General features: G+C 72.6%; 17 protein-coding genes. 11 read left to right on the top strand and 6 right to left on the bottom strand.

What is annotated here, in order from left to right; all coding sequences use genetic code 11:
* The first annotated feature begins 30 nt into the window (after positions 1 to 30).
* Complete coding sequence (locus ACFW48_RS29015; protein WP_386319811.1) at positions 31 to 207, top strand: hypothetical protein; 177 nt, start codon at positions 31 to 33, stop codon at positions 205 to 207.
* 9 nt (positions 208 to 216) lie between these two features.
* Here ACFW48_RS29015 and ACFW48_RS29020 read toward each other — a convergent pair whose 3' ends face one another.
* Positions 217 to 678: a universal stress protein gene (locus ACFW48_RS29020; RefSeq protein ID WP_386319548.1), complete on the bottom strand. Its 462-nt coding sequence runs from the start codon at positions 676 to 678 to the stop codon at positions 217 to 219.
* Between the two features lie 109 nt (positions 679 to 787).
* On the opposite strand from ACFW48_RS29020, the gene ACFW48_RS29025 reads away from it, so the two are divergent.
* Entirely contained in the window at positions 788 to 1,624 is an 837-nt protein-coding gene (locus tag ACFW48_RS29025; protein WP_386319551.1) for a polysaccharide deacetylase family protein, read from the top strand.
* Positions 1,625 to 1,655: 31 nt separating this feature from the next.
* Here ACFW48_RS29025 and ACFW48_RS29030 read toward each other — a convergent pair whose 3' ends face one another.
* Positions 1,656 to 2,321, bottom strand: a complete 666-nt coding sequence (locus ACFW48_RS29030; RefSeq protein ID WP_386319554.1) for a class F sortase — start codon at positions 2,319 to 2,321, stop codon at positions 1,656 to 1,658.
* Between the two features lie 332 nt (positions 2,322 to 2,653).
* Here ACFW48_RS29030 and ACFW48_RS29035 point away from each other — a divergent pair, with 332 nt between their 5' ends.
* Positions 2,654 to 3,148 (top strand): hypothetical protein, encoded by a 495-nt coding sequence (locus ACFW48_RS29035; protein ID WP_386319557.1) that lies wholly within the window; start codon positions 2,654 to 2,656, stop codon positions 3,146 to 3,148.
* A gap of 199 nt (positions 3,149 to 3,347) precedes the next feature.
* On the opposite strand, the gene ACFW48_RS29040 is transcribed toward ACFW48_RS29035, so the two are convergent.
* The 3 genes from ACFW48_RS29040 to ACFW48_RS29050 all read right to left on the bottom strand — a co-directional run bounded on the left by ACFW48_RS29040 (position 3,348) and on the right by ACFW48_RS29050 (position 5,027).
* A complete protein-coding gene (locus ACFW48_RS29040) occupies positions 3,348 to 3,878 on the bottom strand; it encodes a hypothetical protein (protein WP_386319559.1) in 531 nt (176 codons plus the stop codon).
* A 236-nt stretch (positions 3,879 to 4,114) separates the two neighbouring features.
* Positions 4,115 to 4,879 carry a hypothetical protein gene (locus ACFW48_RS29045; RefSeq protein ID WP_386319562.1) on the bottom strand — a complete coding sequence of 255 codons (765 nt, stop codon included), beginning with the start codon at positions 4,877 to 4,879 and terminating at the stop codon, positions 4,115 to 4,117.
* 16 nt (positions 4,880 to 4,895) lie between these two features.
* On the bottom strand, positions 4,896 to 5,027 hold the full coding sequence (locus tag ACFW48_RS29050) for a hypothetical protein (protein ID WP_019330432.1): 132 nt from the start codon (positions 5,025 to 5,027) through the stop codon (positions 4,896 to 4,898).
* A gap of 1,681 nt (positions 5,028 to 6,708) precedes the next feature.
* Here ACFW48_RS29050 and ACFW48_RS29055 point away from each other — a divergent pair.
* From ACFW48_RS29055 to rmdA, 3 genes are all read left to right on the top strand, one after another.
* Entirely contained in the window at positions 6,709 to 7,665 is a 957-nt protein-coding gene (locus tag ACFW48_RS29055; protein WP_386319789.1) for an SCO0930 family lipoprotein, read from the top strand.
* Between the two features lie 224 nt (positions 7,666 to 7,889).
* Entirely contained in the window at positions 7,890 to 8,702 is an 813-nt protein-coding gene (locus tag ACFW48_RS29060; protein ID WP_386319564.1) for an SAM-dependent methyltransferase, read from the top strand.
* A complete protein-coding gene (gene rmdA, locus ACFW48_RS29065; RefSeq protein WP_386319567.1) occupies positions 8,699 to 10,843 on the top strand; it encodes a cyclic Di-GMP phosphodiesterase RmdA in 2,145 nt (714 codons plus the stop codon). Before ACFW48_RS29060 ends, rmdA begins: the two co-directional genes overlap by 4 nt.
* Before the next feature lie 168 nt (positions 10,844 to 11,011).
* On the opposite strand, the gene ACFW48_RS29070 is transcribed toward rmdA, so the two are convergent.
* Complete coding sequence (locus tag ACFW48_RS29070) at positions 11,012 to 11,896, bottom strand: LysR family transcriptional regulator (protein ID WP_386319570.1); 885 nt, start codon at positions 11,894 to 11,896, stop codon at positions 11,012 to 11,014.
* Positions 11,897 to 12,027: 131 nt separating this feature from the next.
* Between ACFW48_RS29070 and ACFW48_RS29075 the strand changes: the two genes are divergently transcribed.
* The 5 genes from ACFW48_RS29075 to ACFW48_RS29095 all read left to right on the top strand — a co-directional run bounded on the left by ACFW48_RS29075 (position 12,028) and on the right by ACFW48_RS29095 (position 17,183).
* A complete protein-coding gene (locus ACFW48_RS29075; RefSeq protein ID WP_386319791.1) occupies positions 12,028 to 12,699 on the top strand; it encodes a succinate dehydrogenase in 672 nt (223 codons plus the stop codon).
* Position 12,700: 1 nt separating this feature from the next.
* Positions 12,701 to 14,650: a fumarate reductase/succinate dehydrogenase flavoprotein subunit gene (locus tag ACFW48_RS29080; protein WP_386319572.1), complete on the top strand. Its 1,950-nt coding sequence runs from the start codon at positions 12,701 to 12,703 to the stop codon at positions 14,648 to 14,650.
* Positions 14,647 to 15,396, top strand: coding sequence for a succinate dehydrogenase/fumarate reductase iron-sulfur subunit (locus tag ACFW48_RS29085; RefSeq protein WP_351394654.1), 750 nt, complete (start codon positions 14,647 to 14,649; stop codon positions 15,394 to 15,396). The genes ACFW48_RS29080 and ACFW48_RS29085 overlap by 4 nt, the downstream gene beginning before the upstream one ends.
* Positions 15,397 to 15,612: 216 nt before the next feature.
* Positions 15,613 to 16,386, top strand: a complete 774-nt coding sequence (locus tag ACFW48_RS29090; RefSeq protein WP_386319575.1) for a GNAT family N-acetyltransferase — start codon at positions 15,613 to 15,615, stop codon at positions 16,384 to 16,386.
* Positions 16,383 to 17,183 (top strand): lysophospholipid acyltransferase family protein, encoded by an 801-nt coding sequence (locus ACFW48_RS29095; protein WP_386319578.1) that lies wholly within the window; start codon positions 16,383 to 16,385, stop codon positions 17,181 to 17,183. The genes ACFW48_RS29090 and ACFW48_RS29095 overlap by 4 nt, the downstream gene beginning before the upstream one ends.
* Positions 17,184 to 17,248 lie beyond the last annotated feature (65 nt).

Raw genomic sequence — 17,248 nt, forward strand, 5'->3', positions numbered from 1 at the left:
TCGGGATGTCGGCGCCCGACTCGCCCACGCGTGGCCGGGTTCCGCATGGGCGAGGGCGTTCTCCGCCGCAAACCCATCGAGCACATCGAGGACACGGAGGCCGGGGAGGGCACCGGCCTGCGGCGGACGCTGGGGCTGTGGCAGCTGACCGCGATCGGCGTGGACCCACACCCGTCCGCGACGGGAGCCACGACGCACGCACCGTAGCCGCCGGTGCTACGGCACCACTGTCACGGGCCAGCGCCCCGCCTTCACCAGCCGCACCGCGACGGAACCGACGATCCGGTGGCCGGCCTGCTCCGAGGCGCCCACCACCACGGCGTCGGCCTTCAGTTCGTCGGCCGCCGTGACCAGCCCGTTGTAGGGGTCGCCGCGGAAGGTGTGGAACTCCCAGCGCACGTCGAATATCCCCTTGGACCGCTCGGTCGCCTCCCGGATCTGGGCCACCAGGTCCTCGGCGATCTCGTCGGTCGTCTCCGTCACCGGTGCCCCGAGCGCCGCGCCCGACGCCAGCACCGGCTGCACGTACACCACGGCGAGCAGCGCGCGCTGCCGCCGGGCCAGACCGCCGGCGTAGGCCGCGGCCCGGAGCGAGGAGTCGGAGCCGTCCACCCCGGCCACGATGACCTTCGGCCCGTCCGTGCCCCGTTCGAACTGCTGGGAGTGCTGTTCCGTCACGCCGCGAGGTTATCCGGTCGCTCGTGATCTTGGGCCGTGCGGGTGGTTTCGTGCCGCCGCACCGGTGTTGCTCAGGTGCGCCGGACCGTGGCCGGGCGACTGATGAGTCATGAAGAAGGATCAGTTGCTGACACGACGCCGCGCACTGCTGGCCGGCGCCGCGGCCGTGGGAGCGGCAGGCACCGCCGGCGCGCTCGCGGTGGCCCTGGGGGACGGACCGGCCCGGCCGGTCGCCCCTGCCCCGGGTCCCCCGGCGCACCGCCCGCTCAAGCCCTCCGCATACCGCCTTCAGCCCTTGACCGGATACGGTGCGCCACGCGCCGCGCCCGCGCGGACCCCGGTGCGCAGCGAGCCGATCCTGCGCGTGTCGGGCCGGGGCCGCACCATGCTGCTCACCTTCGACGACGGACCCGACCCCCGCTACACCCCGGACATCCTGGACACACTGGCGAAGTACGACGTGCGCGCGACGTTCTTCGTGTGCGGCGAGATGGCGGACTACAACAGGGACCTACTGTCCCGGATGGCCGACGAAGGGCACGTCGTCGGCAACCACACCTGGTCCCACCCGCTGCTGACCAGTCTCGGCCGGCGCCGTATCCGCTCCGAGATGGAGCGCACGAGCGAGGTCGTCGAGCAGGCCTACGGCGAGCCGCCCCGGTGGTTCCGGGCCCCGTACGGAGCGTGGAACCGCGCCGCCTTCCAACTCGGCGCCGAACTCGGCATGGAACCGCTCGCCTGGACCGTGGACACCCTCGACTGGACCACCCCCGGCACCGGCACCATCGTCGACCGGGTCGAGGACGGCGCCGCCCCCGGCGTCGTGGTGCTCTCGCACGACGCCGGGGGCGACCGCTCGCAGAGTGTCCGCGCCCTGCGCTCCTACCTGCCGGAGCTGCTGGACTCCGGCTACCACCTCACCGTCCCCCGGCGGCGTTACGTCTGACGCCCGCGACGCCCGCCCGGCCGGGACACGCTCAGCGGATCCCGGTCATGCGGGCGAAGACGACGACGTTCCCCTCGTATCCGTTCTGCTTCGAGAAACCGCCGCCGCAGGTGATGACCCGCAATTCGGGGCTGCCCTTGGAGGCGTACACCCGGTCGCCGGGGAAATCGTCCTTCGCGAACACCTCGATGCCGTAGATCTCGAAGACCGCCGTCTTTCCGTCCTGGCGGTGCACGTCGACCTTGTTCCCCTTTTTCAGGGCCCCGAGCCCGTAGAAGACGGCGGGGCCCTGTTGGTTGTCGACATGGCCTACGACGACCGCGGTGCCCTTTTCCCCGGGAGTGACCGCGCCGGTGAACCAGCCGGCCAGATTCGGGTCCTCGGGCGGCGGCGCGCCGACCCAGCCGTCCGCGTCGAGACCGACCGGCATCATCGGTGCGTCCACCTGGATGGCGGGAATGCCGACCCGGTCGGGTACCGAGTACGGCAGTGGTGTGAGCCCCGCGGCGGCGCCGTCGCCACCCGCGACGCGGGTGTCCGAGGCGGCGGCCGACGCCGGCTGCGGCGGGCCCACGTCGAATTCCCCCGAACCGTTCCGGATGAGCGCGAGCCCGGTCAGCAGAACAAGCGCTATCACGCCCCAGGGAGCGCGCTTCCTCCGCCGCTCCTCCTCTTCGGCCAACTCGGACGCATACATTCGCCATCCCCTCTCGACGCGGCCGTCGCCGTGTCATTCGCGCATACGAGCACGCTAAGCGCCGTGCGCCCGACCGGCGACGGGGCGGCGGCGAACGGGTGGCGCGCACGCCCTTCCGTGAGCCATCCGGGATTTCCCCGGCAGGAAATTTCTGACGGTCCGTGACCTGCGGCGATATCCACTCGCGCGCCACCGGTCCGGTATGCCCTCTCACCAGGACGGACCATTCCCGAAATGCGGCTCCGCGCAGGTCAACTGAGGGTCTTTCTGGGAGACGCTTTCTCGCCGATCGACCGGGGACGGGTCCCGGGGCGTCTTCCGCGGAGGATCACATGCGTAACACTCGTGCCCTCGCGGCAGCCGGCGCCGCCGTCGCTGTCCTCGGGCTGGCCGCCCCCACGGCCACCGCCGGCGGCGACCACAACCAGCCGTCCAACATCGTCGCGCTGCCCAGTGTGATCGCTCGCGGCGGTCAGATGACCGTCACGGTCGACGGCTGCCCGCAGGGCGGCACGATGACCTCGGACGCGTTCCGGACGACCCACCTGACCCCGGTCAAGGGTGCCAACGAGACCTCCAAGGGCACCGCCACCATCAAGGAGGACGCCCGGCCGGGCTCTTACGACATCACCGTCAACTGCTCGGGCAGGCGACTGACGCGTCCGGCGGCCTTCACCGTCATCGGCGGCGTCCGCGGCGGCGTCGGCGGCAGCAGCTCCAGCGGGGCGACCCCGACCGACATGGCGATCGGCGGCGGGCTCGTCGCCGCGGCCGTCGCCGGTGGTGGCCTGTTCTGGATGCGCCGCCGGGCCGAGCGGCGTATCTGAACCGTCCCCGTCCGTTTTGTCCGACACCGTACGGGCTCGCCTCGGAGGCGGGCCCGTCCGGTCCCCTTCGGACCGCGCGCCGGCGGCGCACGGCCGGATCGCGCGTGGCGCGTGGCGCGTGGCGCGTGGACAGGGCTTCGCCCCGGATCCACAACGGGTCCGGGGCGAAGCCCTGTCCGGCGTGCGGGGCGGGGAGATGTCAGGCGCCGTCCTCGGCGGAGCGGCGGCGTGAGAGGTGGTAGGCCGTGCCGACCGAGCCCGCGATGAGCAGGGCGCCGAGGCCGATCTCCTTCACGTCGAGCCCGGCGATGCTGCCGCCCTCGCCGGCGTGCACGCCCTTGGAGGGATGGCGGGGTTCGTGCGTGGGGTGGTCGGAGTGGTGGCCCGCGATGGTCAGGTTCACGGTTCCGGTCGTCTTGGCGCAGGTGAACGTCACCTGGTAGACCGCCCCATGTCTGGCGTCCCGGTCGACCTGTGCCGTCGCGGACGACTCGTGCCGCGGGATGGTGACCGTGTCGAACACCGCCGACGAGACCGTGACGCGTCCCCGGCAGCCGCCGGCACCGCGGCCCACCCCCAGCGTGACCTCGCCGCCCGGCGCGACCGTGGCGGGGTGGACGGTGAAGCCGAACGTCGAACCGCTGCCCCCTACGGCAGCCCCGGCCGGTACGCAGGCGGAAAGGGCGGCGACGCCCAGCAGAGCGACCGAGGCGGCGGGTATCGCGCGCATGGTGAATCCTCCGGGTCCCCGAGGAGCAGCGGCGGACCTGTTCCGCTCGTGCCAGAAATGCACCTCGATGTCCGAAACGCTAGGAAACGGTGCACGTCGACGCGATCGCAGTCGCGCGAATGGGGCAAGTGTGTGGGCCGCTCAGGGGACGGTGACGGTGTGTCGGGCGTCCCCCGGCGGGTGCCCGTGCAGGGGGCCGCCGGGGGCGCCCGTAGGGGCCCGTCCGCGTGGACGCCTCAGCCCTTGGCCTCCGGGAAGAGGCTCAGGAACGGATCCGTCGACGCCGCGACGCCGCGGCTGAACGGTGCGTCGAAGTCCCAGATCAGGAAGAGCAGGAAGGCGATCAGTGCCGAGAACAGCCCGGCGAGGATCAGTTCGCGTGCCGTACGCCGGATCTGCAGGGCGAAGACCATGCCGACCGTGACGACGCCTCCTGTGACGAGCCCGAACCACACCACCCCCGGCATGGTCGCCCCGGTCGACTCCGCCCGGGAGATGCGGGCCTGGTCCGCCGCGGTCACCTGGTCGACGAGCGGCTGGTACGCCTGGGCCTCGAAGTCCGACCTCGGCTCGTAGTCGGTGACGTCCGCGCGGACGCGGTCGAGAAGCTCGGTGCCGCGTTCGGTCACCTCGCCGCGGTCGGCCATGGCCTTCCACTCGGTGGTGACGACGTGTCCGACATAGGCGTTGACATCCTCCCGGATGCGGTCACGGACGTCGGGCGGATAGACCCGGACGCGTTCCGAGATCTCGTGCAGCGCGATCGCCTCCGCCTGCACGTGGTCCTGGGCGGCGCTGCGTGCCTCCCAGACGCCGGCGATGGCCAGGCCCAGGACGATGGCGTACACCACGCCGATCCACATTGTCATGTACTCGATGACGTCCGGGGTCTCGGTGATGTCCTCGTCGTCGGACGCCCTGCGGTGCCGTACGAGGGTGATGATGACGACCACGACACAGGCCGCCAGCATCGCGAGGGTGAGAACAAGCCATTCCGGCAAGAGAAGCTCCAGAAGATCAGCGCGCACGGAGCGCGGCGACGGCGACCACCGCGGGCACCGTGATGAGCAGGACGAAGACGAGCGGCGACGTGGCCCCGCGCGAGGACCGCTGCTGCGGCCGGGCGGCGCGGTAGCGCGGGTAGTGCACCGGGCTCAGCGACGGCCGGGGCGTGGGCGCGGCCGACGACGGGGCGGGCGCGGGGGGCGCGGGGCGGATAGGCGTCGGGGTGGGGCTGGGGGGCGGTGCCGGTGCGGGCCGGGCCGGCGAGGGGGGCGGCGGAGGCGGCGGCTCGGGTTTCGGGTCGGGCGGCGCCGGCCGGGGAGGCTTCGGCGCGGGGGGTGGCGGGGGAGTGGGCTTCGGTGGTGGCGGCGGTGGCGGTGGCGGAGGTTTGGGAGTCGGGGGCGGGGTCGGGGTGGGCGTCGGTGAGGGCTCGGGGCACGGCGGGAAGGTGGGCCAGGAGTCGCTCCCGGCGACGGCAACCGCGTCGGTGCCGCCCGGTCCGGTCGACGCGTACGCACAGGCGTCGGCCTGCGCCAGGCCGACCGGTGCGCCGACGAGCGTGAACGTCAGCGTCACCAGGGTCAACACCCGGCCGGCAGAAGCGGATCGGGTCGGTTCGGGTCCATGCACGACGCAGATCATGGAGCCTGCCGGGTCGGGCCACGCCCGATTACCGGACGATTGCCCCGAAGGAGGGACATGGGCCGACCGGCGGTTTGACCAGCGCGCACCCCCCCCGCACTCAGAGGTGCGCGTGGGTACGAGCGGGAGGCAAGCGGGAGCGGGATCGTGGCGGGGGTGGGCGGAGGCGGGGAGGCGCCCGAGTCGGCATGGCCGCGGCTCATCGCGCGTCGGGGACGCCGAGCCGCGGCCGGCCGGTGGCCGGGCGGGGCCGCGGGTCGCGACCGGTCCGCCGCTCGGGCGACACCGTGGTGGTCGCCGTGGTGGTCCGGCCGCCTTGCCGTCACTGGCGGATGCAGAGGCCGTCAGGCCGTCAGGCCGGCATCGGGCTTCGCCCGGAGACGGGACCGCCGGGCGCATGGCCGGCTTGCCGCACTCGGGCGCCGACCGGCCGGGGCACACCCGGCGGGGGTAGGACACGGGCGGGGTCGGGCGCGGGGCGGGGTCGGACGCGGGGCGGGGCCGGATGCGGCGGGGCGGGTAGGACGCGGCGGGGGCCGACGTGGTGCGGGCTGGGCGCGGCGTGGGCAGGACGCCGTGCGGCTCAGGACGCGGCGCGGTGCGGGCGCTGGACGGGCGCTGGATGTGGTGCGGGGTCGGGCGCGGCGGGGCCGGACGTGGGGCGGGGTCGGACGTCGGGTTGGGCTGGACGTGGTGCGGCGCAGGACGCGGCGGGGCCGGGCGCGGCGTGGGCAGGACGCCGTGCGGCGCAGGACGCGGCGCGGCGCGGTGCGGGCGCTGGACGGGCGCTGGACGTGGGGCGGGGCTGGACGTGGTGCGGGTTAGGACGTGGTGCGGGTTAGGACGTGGCGGGGCTGGACGCCGTGCGGCGCAGGACGCGGCGGGGCCGGACGTGGCGGGGCTGGACCCCGTGCGGCGCAGGACGCGGCGCGGTGCGGGCGCTGGACGGGCGCTGGACGGGCGCTGGACGTGGGGCGGGGCCGCGGGAGGCCCGGTGGGTGACGGTGCGCCACCGCCTCCTCGCGGCCGTCGGGGTGCCGCCCCCGGTCCGCCACGGCGTCGGCGCGCCGGGCGGGGAAAGAAAACCGCGGAGCCGTTGAACACAACCGGCTGCGCCATGCGTACCCAGTGTCGTGCGGCGGCGCAGCGGCCGCCCCAACACCTTCGCGATGATCGGGGATTGACGATGAAGACCTCCTGGCGGAGCGCCTCACTCGTGGCGAGCGCTGCGGTGGTGCTGGCGCTGACGACGGCGTGCGGCCAGGACGGCGGCGGCGCCACCGGCAGCCAGAACGTGGGCGCCACGGCCGCGCCCGGCGACGTGGGCAACATCGGCGCCGGGGCAGGCGACGGGCTCGGGGCCGGCGCGGACGGCGCGGACGGCGCGCAGGCGTCGGCGAGCCCGCCGGAGTCCGCGGGCAAGCTGTCCGTCTCCACCAACGCGGAGATCGGCGAGCTGGTGACCGACGGAGCGGGCCGCACCCTCTACCGCTTCGACGCGGACACCGCCAAACCGCCCAAGACGACGTGCGAGAACGACTGCGCCACCGCCTGGCCGCCCGTGGCCGCCGACGACGCCCTCGCCGGCGAGGGCATCGACAAGGCCCTGCTCGGCGAGGTCACCCGTCCCGACGGCACCAAGCAGCTGACGATCGGTGGCTGGCCGGCGTACCGCTACGCCAAGGACACCGCCGCCGGGGACGTCAAGGGCCAGGGCGTCGGCGGCAAGTGGTACGCGCTGGCCGCGGACGGCAAGAAGGCCGAGGCAGAGGAGGCGGCCGGGCTGTCCACCCGCGACGACCCGAAGCTCGGCGAGATCGTCGTCGACAAGAACGGCATGACCGTCTACCGCTTCATGAAGGACGAGGCGTGGCCGAAGCCGGTGTCGGCCTGCACCGGTGCCTGCCTGGAGAAGTGGCCGGTCGTCGCGCCCGTGGAGCCCAATGACACCGAGGGCGTCGTCAAGAAGGACCTGATGACCTTCACCCGGCCCGACGGCGCCGAGCAGCAGACGGTCGACTGCTGGCCGATCTACACCTTCGCCGGTGACAAGAAGGCCGGCGACACCAACGGACAGGGCGTCGGCGGTACCTGGTACGCCGTCTCCCCCGACGGAAAGCCGGTCGGCGCGCCGAAGAAGTAGCGACCTCCCGCCCGCCGTCTTCGGCGCGCGACCGTGGGCCGTCCCCTCCGTACCCAGGCGGAGGGGACGGTCCCGTTCGCGCGCTTTGGTGTGCCTTGGCGCGAGGCACGTGCCGCAGGCAGTGACCGGGAACGGACGGTCAATTTCCGTTTGGGCTCGCCCGTTTGGCGGGCGATCAGTAGCCTCAGCTCGAACACCGGATCGCCAATGCCTTGGAGAGCTAGATGGAGCGTCCCGCCTGGGCCCCTCGCAGCATCGACATCTCGGTGCCCAGTGTGTCCCGGATCTACGATTTCTACCTGGGCGGTTCCCACAACTTCGAGGTCGACCGGGAAGCGGCCCGCAGGGCCATGGAGTTCATGCCGGGCCTCCCCAAGATCATGCAGGCGAACCGGGCGTTCATGCGCCGCGCCGTGCGCTTCGCGGCCGACGAGGGCATCGACCAGTTCCTGGACATCGGCTCCGGCATCCCCACCTTCGGCAACGTCCACGAGGTGGCCGCACGCAGCCGCCCCGGCGCTCGTGTCGTGTACGTCGACCACGACCCGGTGGCGGTCGCGCACAGCGAGGCCGTCCTGGCGGGCCACGACGACGCGGACGTCGTGGCCGCCGACCTCCTCAAGCCGCGGGAGATCCTCGCCAGCCCCCAGGTGGAGCGGCTGATCGACCTGAATCGGCCGGTGGCCCTGCTGCTGGTTGCCATACTGCACTTCGTGGAAGACGCGGACGACCCGTACGCGGCGGTGGCCGAGCTGAACGACGCGCTCGCGCCCGGCAGCCTGCTCGTCCTCACGCATGCCTCGTACGAGGGAATCCCGCTGCCCGCCGAGCGGGCCGGGGGCGCGGTGGACGTGTACAAGGACATCCGCAATCCGCTGATCATGCGTTCGCGCGAGGAGATCGCGCGGTTCTTCGAGGGGTACGACATGGTGGAACCCGGGCTGGTTCCGATGCCGCGCTGGCGGCCTGAGGAGGCGCCGGAGGACGAGGACCCGTATACGTTCTCCGGGTTCGCCGGCGTGGGACGTACGGCGTGACGGCGGAGCCGGGCGGGCCGGAGGACAGACTGCGCCGGTTCGCGACGATCTGGAGCCGGGCGGTGTTCCCGGTGACCTCCACGTCGTCGACCCGGCCCGAGTTCGAGGGGGAACTGCTGCCGCTGGCCCGCCGGTTGAGCGAGGCGCTGCGGGCGCGGAGCTTCGACGCGGACGAGGCCAGGGCGGTCGGCGCCGCGCTCGTCGACTCCCACTGCACCGACCCCGAGGCGCTCGCCCGGACGCTGGACTGCGTCGACGCCTACCTGGTGCTCTACTGCGGCGAGGACGGCGACCCCGAGGCCCTGCGGGCCCGTTCGGCACGGCTGCAGCACGCCATGGCGGCAGGGTTCGCCGCGGCGCTGCGCGCACGGACCCTCGCCGAACAGGAGGCCATCGCGCAGGCGGCCCTGCGGGCGCAGGGGGTGGTGGCCGAGGCCCTGCACGCCAGCGAGGCCCGCTTCCGCGCGGTCTTCGAGGGCGCCGCCATAGGCATCGGCATCGCCGACCTGGACGGCAACGTCCTCCAGGTGAACGGAGCCCTGATGCGTATGTTCGGTATCGCCGACCCGACGCTGCGCGGCCGCAACGTCAGGGAGTGGTCGCACCCCGACGACGCGCCCCAGACCTGGCGGCTCTACGACGAGCTGGTGCGCGGCGAGCGCGAGGCCTACCACCTGGAGAAGGCCTTCTACCGGCCCGACGGAACGGTCCTGTGGACCAACCTGACCGTCTCCCTGCTGCGCGACGCCGACGGCACCCCGCAGTACCAGCTCGCGCTGATGGAGGACACCACCGAACGCCGGCTGCTCAACCTGCGGCTGCGCTACGAGGCCACCCACGACGCGCTCACCGGCCTGCCCAACCGCAGCTTCTTCTTCGAACGCCTGGAGAAGGCGCTGAACGCGGGCCCGGGCCAGCGGTTCGGCCTGTGCTACCTGGACCTCGACGGATTCAAGACCGTCAACGACAGCCTCGGCCACGCGGCCGGCGACCGGCTGCTCGTGGAGGTCGCCGACCGCCTGCAGTCCTGCGCCACCGCGCCCGGCGAGATGGTCGCCAGGCTCGGCGGCGACGAGTTCGTCGCGCTGACCACGGGCCCGGGCACCCGGCACGAGGTCGACGAACTCGCCGGGCGGATCATGAACGCGCTGCTCGCCCCGATCAGCGTCGACGGCCGCGAGCTGACCGTGCGCGGCAGCATCGGCATCGTCGAGGGCCCGGCGGGGGAGCGCAGCCCGGCGGAGGTGCTGCGCAGCGCCGACATCACCATGTACCGGGCCAAGTCGGCGGGCGGCAACCGCTACGAGCTGGCCGACCCGGAGGCCGACGCCCGCGTCATCACCCGGCACGGGCTGACGACCGCGCTGCCGGCGGCCCTGGAGCGGGGCGAGTTCTTCATCGAGTACCAGCCGCTGGTGCACCTCGGCGACGGCAGCGTGCGCGGTGCCGAGGCCCTGGTGCGCTGGCTGCACCCGCAGCACGGGGTGCTCGGCCCGGACCGGTTCATCCCGCTCGCCGAGCACACCGGACTGATCGTGCCGCTGGGCCGCTGGGTGCTGGAGCAGTCGGTGCGCCAGGCCCGCGCGTGGCGGGAGCGGTACGGCGAGACGACAGCCGCCGGCCCGCTGCGCATCAACGTCAACCTCTCGCCCTGCCAGCTCACCCACCCCGGCCTGGTCCAGGACACCGTCGACATCCTGGAGCGGACCGGGGTCGCGCCCGATGCCCTGTGCCTGGAGGTCACGGAGTCGGCGCTGATCGGCGCCGACGACGACCTGCTGAAACCGCTGCGCCGGCTGGCCGAGATGGGCGTCGACATCGCCCTGGACGACTTCGGCACCGGCTACTCCAACCTCGCCAACCTGCGCCGGCTCCCGGTGAGCGTCCTCAAGCTGGACCGCTCCTTCACCCAGAGCATGCAGCAGTTCCCGGCCGACCCCGTCGACCTCAAGATCGTCGAGGGCATCGTGGCCCTGGCCCACAGCCTGGACCTAGCGGTCACCGTGGAGGGCGTGGAGACCGGCGCCCAGGCCGAGCAACTGCGCATACTCGGCTGCGACACGGCCCAGGGCTGGTACTACGCCCGCCCGGGCCCACCGGAGCGGCTGCACGAACTGGCCCTGGTGGACGCGACGGCGTAGGGAACACGACGATGTGAGAAGGGTGCGGGCAACGCGCTGAAGGGGCGCGGGGCTGTTTCGATGTGCGGCTCCGCCGCGTGGGCGCGCTCAGCCACAGAGCACCCGCACCCCCGAACGAACACCGCACCCCTACGGCGCGACCGGGGCCCTGCCCACACCCCCAGAGGGTCACCGCTCGAGCAGCATCCGCTGCAACTCCCGAGCCGCCCGCGGCGGAGCCACATCGCTGCGATGGGCGAGCGCGATCGTCCGGTACAACCCCGGCCGAGCCAACGGAGTGACCCGCAGCCCGCGCCCGGACCGTGCCGCCACCATCCGGGGCACGACCGCCATCCCCAGCCCCGCCCGCACGAACCCCAGCACCGCGTCCATCTCCCCGCCCTCGACCGCGAAGTCCGGCTCGAAGCCCTCCGCGCGGCACGCGGCCACGGTCAGCTCCCGCAGGTCGTACCCGTGCCGGAACATCACCAGCCGCTCGCCCTCCAGGTCGGCGACGCGCACCGCCCGACGCCCTCCGCCCGGCCGGGGCGACTCCGGGGACGACACCACCACCAGGTCCTCCCGCAACAGCTCCACCGTGGTCAGCGCCGGCGACGCGGTGGGCAGCGGCAGCACCACCAGCGCCAGGTCGAGCGCGCCGCGCGCCAGCTCCCGGACGAGGTCGTGCGAGCCGCCCTCCTCGATCATGAGCTGGATGCCGGGATACCGGTCGTGGAACGCGCGCAGCACGTCCGGCAGTAGCCCGGTGCACAGACTCGGCGTGGCGCCCAGCCGGACCCGCCCGCGCCGCAGCTGCACCAGCTCCAGCACCTCGTGGCGGGCCGTGTCCGCGTCGGCCAGGATGCGCCGGGCCAGCGGCAGCAGCGCCTCACCGGCGTCGGTGAGCGTGATGTTGCCCCGCGCCCGCAGGAACAGGTCGGCGCCCAGCTCCCGCTCCAGCGCCCTGATCTGCTGGGACAACGACGGTTGGGCCACGTGGACCGTCTCGGCGGCCCGGGTGAAGTGCCGGGTCTCGGCGACCGCCACGAAGTACTGGAGCTGTTGCAACTGCATACCGCGAGCATACGTTGCCGATAGGTACAGCCTATGGAAACCAGGCAGACCATGTCTTGGACCGATGGGCCCTCGGCCCCGTAGCGTCCTGTGACATGGCTCTGGCAACGCGGACGGACCGACGGCCGTCCATGGCGCGCACCGTGTGGGACTCGACCGTCGGCAAGAAGACGGTGATGGCGGTCAGTGGACTCGTCATGCTGCTCTACCTGGTCGCCCACATGATCGGGAACCTGAAGATCTTCTTCGGGACGAGCGAGTTCAACGAGTACGCCCACTGGCTGCGCACGGTCGGCGAACCGTTCATGCACTACGAGTGGACGCTCTGGCTGATCCGCGTCGTGCTGGTCGTCGCCGTCGTCGCCCACGCCGTCTCCGCGTACCAGCTCAGCCGCCGCGACATCAAGGCGCGGCCGAGCAAGTACGTGCACAAGAAGCCGCGCTCCAGCTATGCGACGCGCACCATGCGCTGGGGCGGGATCATCCTGGCGCTGTTCATCGTCTGGCACATCCTGGACCTGACCACCGGCACCGTGCACTCCGGCGGCTTCGAGACGGGCAAGCCCTACCAGAACGTCGTGGACACCTTCTCCACCTGGTACGGCAACGTCATCTACATCGTCGCGGTGCTCGCCGTCGGCATGCACATCCGGCACGGCTTCTGGAGCGCCGCCCAGACCCTCGGCGCCGGCAGCCGCACCCGCGACCGCGCCCTGAAGACCGTCGCGAACGTCCTCGCGCTGCTGCTCACGGTCGGCTTCGTCGCCGTACCCGTGGGCGTCATGACCGGAGTGGTGAGCTGACATGTCAACCTACGCCGACTACACGACCGGTGCGCCGGTCGCCGACACCAAGGCCCCCGCCGGGCCCGTCAACGAGCGCTGGGACACGCGCCGTTTCGAGGCCAAGCTGGTCAACCCCGCCAACCGGCGGAAGCAGACGGTCATCGTCGTCGGCACCGGCCTCGCGGGCGGCTCCGCCGGCGCGACGCTCGCCGAACAGGGCTACCGCGTCGTCCAGTTCTGCTACCAGGACTCCCCGCGCCGAGCCCACTCCATCGCGGCGCAGGGCGGCATCAACGCCGCGAAGAACTACCGCAACGACGGCGACTCCGTCCACCGGCTGTTCTACGACACGGTCAAGGGCGGCGACTTCCGCTCCCGCGAGTCCAACGTGCACCGCCTCGCCCAGATCTCCGTCGAGATCATCGACCAGTGCGTGGCCCAGGGCGTGCCGTTCGCCCGCGAGTACGGCGGCCTGCTCGACACCCGCTCCTTCGGCGGCGTCCAGGTATCCCGTACGTTCTACGCCCGGGGCCAGACGGGCCAGCAGTTGCTCCTCGGCGCCTACCAGGCCCTCAGCAGGCAGATAGCGGCGGGCAACATCGAGATGCACCCGCGCACCGAGATGCTCGACCTGATCGTCGTGGACGGCCGGGCGCGCGGCATCGTCGCCCGGGACCTGATCACCGGGAAGATCGACACGTACTTCGCGGACGCCGTGGTCCTGGCGAGCGGCGGCTACGGCAACGTCTTCTACCTGTCGACCAACGCCATGAACTCCAACGCGACCGCCGTGTGGCGGGCGCACCGGCGCGGTGCCTACTTCGCCAACCCCTGCTTCACGCAGATCCACCCCACCTGCATCCCGCGCACCGGTGACCACCAGTCCAAGCTGACCCTGATGAGCGAGTCGCTGCGCAACGACGGCCGGATCTGGGTGCCGAAGGCCAAGGGCGACGACCGTCCGCCGAACAAGATCCCCGAGGACGAGCGCGACTACTACCTGGAGCGCGTCTACCCGTCCTTCGGCAACCTGGTGCCCCGCGACATCGCCTCCCGCGCCGCGAAGAACGTCTGCGACGAGGGCAGGGGCGTCGGCCCCGGCGGCCAGGGCGTGTACCTGGACTTCGCCGACGCGATCAAGCGCATGGGGCGGGGGGCGGTCGAGGCCAAGTACGGCAACCTCTTCGACATGTACCAGCGGATCACCGACGAGGATCCGTACCGGGTGCCCATGCGGATCTACCCCGCCGTGCACTACACGATGGGCGGGCTGTGGGTCGACTACGACCTCCAGACCACCGTCCCCGGCCTGTTCGCGATCGGCGAGGCGAACTTCTCGGACCACGGTGCCAACCGGCTCGGCGCCTCCGCGCTGATGCAGGGCCTGGCCGACGGCTACTTCGTCCTCCCGGCCACCATCAACGACTATCTCGCCCGCAACCCGCGGGGGGACGAGGTGGACGACGGTCACCCGGTCGTGCAGGAGGTGCTGGCCGAGACCGAGGACCGGCTCAACCTGCTCCTCTCCGTGGACGGCGACCGCACCCCGGACTCCTTCCACCGCGAACTCGGCGAGCTGATGTGGGAGTTCTGCGGCATGGCCCGCACCGACACCGGCCTGCGCAAGGCCCTGGAGCGCATCCCCCAGATCCGCGAGGAGTTCTGGCGGCGCATCAAGGTCCCCGGCACCGGCGAGGAGTTCAACCAGTCCCTGGAGAAGGCCAACCGCATCGTCGACTACCTGGAACTCGCCGAGCTGATGTGCCTCGACGCGCTGCACCGGGCCGAGTCCTGCGGCGGCCACTTCCGCGAGGAGTCCCAGACCCCCGACGGCGAGGCGGCCCGCAGGGACGACGAGTTCGGGTACGCCGCCGCCTGGGAGTTCACGGGCACCGGCGAGGCCCCGGCCCTGCACAAGGAAGACCTGGTCTTCGAGTACGTCCACCCCACTCAGCGGAGCTACGCATGAAGCTCACCCTGCGCGTCTGGCGGCAGAAGAACGCCGACGCCGACGGCGCCATGTCCACGTACGAGGTGGACGGCATCTCCCGCGACATGTCCTTCCTGGAGATGCTCGACACCCTCAACGAGGAGCTCATCCTCAAGGGCGAGGACCCGGTCGCCTTCGACCACGACTGCCGCGAGGGCATCTGCGGCGCCTGCTCGCTGGTCATCAACGGCGACGCCCACGGCCCCGAGCGCACCACCACCTGCCAGCTGCACATGCGGTCCTTCCAGGACGGCGACACCATCGACATCGAGCCGTGGCGGGCGTCCGCCTTCCCGGTCGTGAAGGACCTGGTCGTCGACCGGTCGGCCTTCGACCGGATCATCCAGGCCGGCGGCTACATCACCGCGCCGACCGGTGCCGCGCCGGAAGCCCACGCCGCCCCGGTGCCCAAGCCGGACGCCGACTTCGCCTTCGAGCACGCCGAGTGCATCGGCTGCGGCGCCTGTGTGGCGGCCTGCCCGAACGGAGCGGCGATGCTGTTCACGTCCGCGAAGGTCAACCACCTCGGCGTCCTGCCGCAGGGCGCGCCCGAGCGGGAGACGCGGGTGCTGGACATGGTCGCGCAGATGGACGACGAGGGCTTCGGCGGCTGCACCCTCGCCGGCGAGTGCGCGACGGCGTGCCCCAAGGGCATCCCGCTCTTCTCCATCACCAGCATGAACAAGGAGTGGCTGCGGGCCACGCGCAAGGTGGCGAAGCGCTAGCCCACCAGAACGTTCGCCGAAAGGTGCGGACGGACGGGGCCGGGGGAGGTGCTCCCCCCGGCCCCGTCTCGCTTTCGCCCCTGGCATTCAACAGCCCAACATCCACTCTCCCGGCCCAGGTCACGCACCGGCCAACCGGCGGCGGAAGAACAGGTGCGGCGGGCCGTACACCGTCGGCCCGCCGTCGCCGCCCCTGCCCGTGACCAGGAGAGTGCCATGACCGGCGTACTGACCGCAGACCGCCCCCCGAAGCCCGCCGCACCCCACCGCTACACCGTCGCCCTCGCCCGCGACGAGGAGGACGTGCGGGCCGCGCAGCGGCTGCGGCACGACGTCTTCGCCGGGGAGATGGGTGCCCTGCTGGCGAGCCCGCAGCCCGGGTACGACGTCGACCCCTTCGACGCCTACTGCGACCACCTGCTGGTGCGGGAGGAGACGACCGGGCAGGTCGTCGGCACCTACCGGCTGCTGCCGCCGGAGCGCGCGGCGGTCGCCGGGCGGCTGTACGCGGAGAGCGAGTTCGACCTCGCGGCGCTGGACCCGATCCGTCCCGGACTCGTCGAGGTCGGCCGTTCCTGCGTGCACCCCGACCACCGCGACGGTGCCGTCATCGGGCTCATCTGGGCCGGCATAGCCCGCTACATGACCGACCACGGCCACGAGTGGCTGGCGGGCTGCTGCTCGATCCCGCTCGCCGACGGCGGCACCCTGGCCGCGGCCACCTGGGACCGGGTGCGGGCCAAGCACCTGGCGCCCGAGGAGTTCCGGGTACGTCCGCTGCTCCCGTGGGTCCCGCGCAGCGCGGCGCCCGCCGCCCGTACCGAACTGCCGGCCCTGCTGCGCGGCTACCTCCGCCTCGGCGCCTGGGTCTGCGGGGAACCCGCGCACGACGTGGACTTCGGCGTCGCCGACCTCTACGTGCTGCTGCCGATGAGCCGGGTCGACCCGCGCTATCTGCGGCACTTCCTCTCGCTCGTCCCGGCCTGGTGAGCGCCTGGCTGCCCGCCGCGCCCTGCACTCCCGGAGCGTGCGTGGAGCGGTCCCGTACCGCGGCCGCCGTACCGCGCGCCGTGCTGCGGCTGGCGGCGGTCGCCGTGCTGCTGCTGGCGGGCATCGCGATCGTGCTGACGCCGCTCGGTGGACGGGTCCCCGCCGCCCTGGTGCGGTGCTGGTGCCGGTGGATCGTGCGGGCCGCCGGCGTCCGGGTCCGTGTCACGGGCGCCGCCGCGCCCGCCGGCGGGCTGCTCCTCGTCGCCAACCACGTCTCCTGGCTCGACATCCCGCTGCTCGCCGCCGTGCGCCCCGCGCGGATGCTGGCCAAGAGCGAGATCCGGCGATGGCCGGTGGCGGGTCCCCTCGTCGCGCGCGGAGGGGTTCTGTTCATCGAACGGAACCGGTTGCGGGCGCTGCCGGACACGGTCGCCGTGATCGCGCGGACCCTGCGCGCGGGCGCCGCGGTCGCCGCCTTCCCCGAGGGCAGCACCTGGTGCGGACGCGCTCAGGGGCCCTTCCGCCGGGCCGTCTTCCAGGCCGCCCTGGACGCCGGGGTGCCCGTCCAGCCGGTCCGCATCCGGTACCGGGCCGGGGAGCGGACGGTGAGCACGGCGCCCGCGTTCGTCGGGGAGGACACCCTGCTCGCCTCCCTGTGGCGGGTGGCGTCGGCGCGCGGGCTGACCGCGGAGGTGGAGGTACGGCCGGTCATCGGGCCGGGCGGCCACGTCGACCGCCGCTCGCTCGCCCACGCCGCCCAGGGGAAAGCACCTTCGAAAAGTATGTGGCATTTGTGACGTATGATCCGTTTTCGTGCGTCTGATGCGGACATTCGGAAGGCAGGCACTCCGGAAGGAGGGTG

Source organism: Streptomyces sp. NPDC058812, from assembly GCF_042744565.1.
Classification (GTDB): domain Bacteria; phylum Actinomycetota; class Actinomycetes; order Streptomycetales; family Streptomycetaceae; genus Streptomyces; species Streptomyces thinghirensis.

Bases quoted from the DNA above. Each gene is read 5' to 3' on its own strand.
- ACFW48_RS29040 (WP_386319559.1), bottom strand. From the start codon at position 3,878: ATGCGCGCGATACCCGCCGCCTCGGTCGCTCTGCTGGGCGTCGCCGCC.
- ACFW48_RS29070 (WP_386319570.1), bottom strand. From the start codon at position 11,896: ATGCAGTTGCAACAGCTCCAGTACTTCGTGGCGGTCGCCGAGACCCGG.
- ACFW48_RS29030 (WP_386319554.1), bottom strand. From the start codon at position 2,321: ATGTATGCGTCCGAGTTGGCCGAAGAGGAGGAGCGGCGGAGGAAGCGC.
- ACFW48_RS29035 (WP_386319557.1), top strand. From the start codon at position 2,654: ATGCGTAACACTCGTGCCCTCGCGGCAGCCGGCGCCGCCGTCGCTGTC.
- ACFW48_RS29080 (WP_386319572.1), top strand. From the start codon at position 12,701: ATGTCAACCTACGCCGACTACACGACCGGTGCGCCGGTCGCCGACACC.
- ACFW48_RS29090 (WP_386319575.1), top strand. From the start codon at position 15,613: ATGACCGGCGTACTGACCGCAGACCGCCCCCCGAAGCCCGCCGCACCC.
- ACFW48_RS29025 (WP_386319551.1), top strand. From the start codon at position 788: ATGAAGAAGGATCAGTTGCTGACACGACGCCGCGCACTGCTGGCCGGC.
- ACFW48_RS29055 (WP_386319789.1), top strand. From the start codon at position 6,709: ATGAAGACCTCCTGGCGGAGCGCCTCACTCGTGGCGAGCGCTGCGGTG.
- ACFW48_RS29060 (WP_386319564.1), top strand. From the start codon at position 7,890: ATGGAGCGTCCCGCCTGGGCCCCTCGCAGCATCGACATCTCGGTGCCC.
- ACFW48_RS29085 (WP_351394654.1), top strand. From the start codon at position 14,647: ATGAAGCTCACCCTGCGCGTCTGGCGGCAGAAGAACGCCGACGCCGAC.
- ACFW48_RS29075 (WP_386319791.1), top strand. From the start codon at position 12,028: ATGGCGCGCACCGTGTGGGACTCGACCGTCGGCAAGAAGACGGTGATG.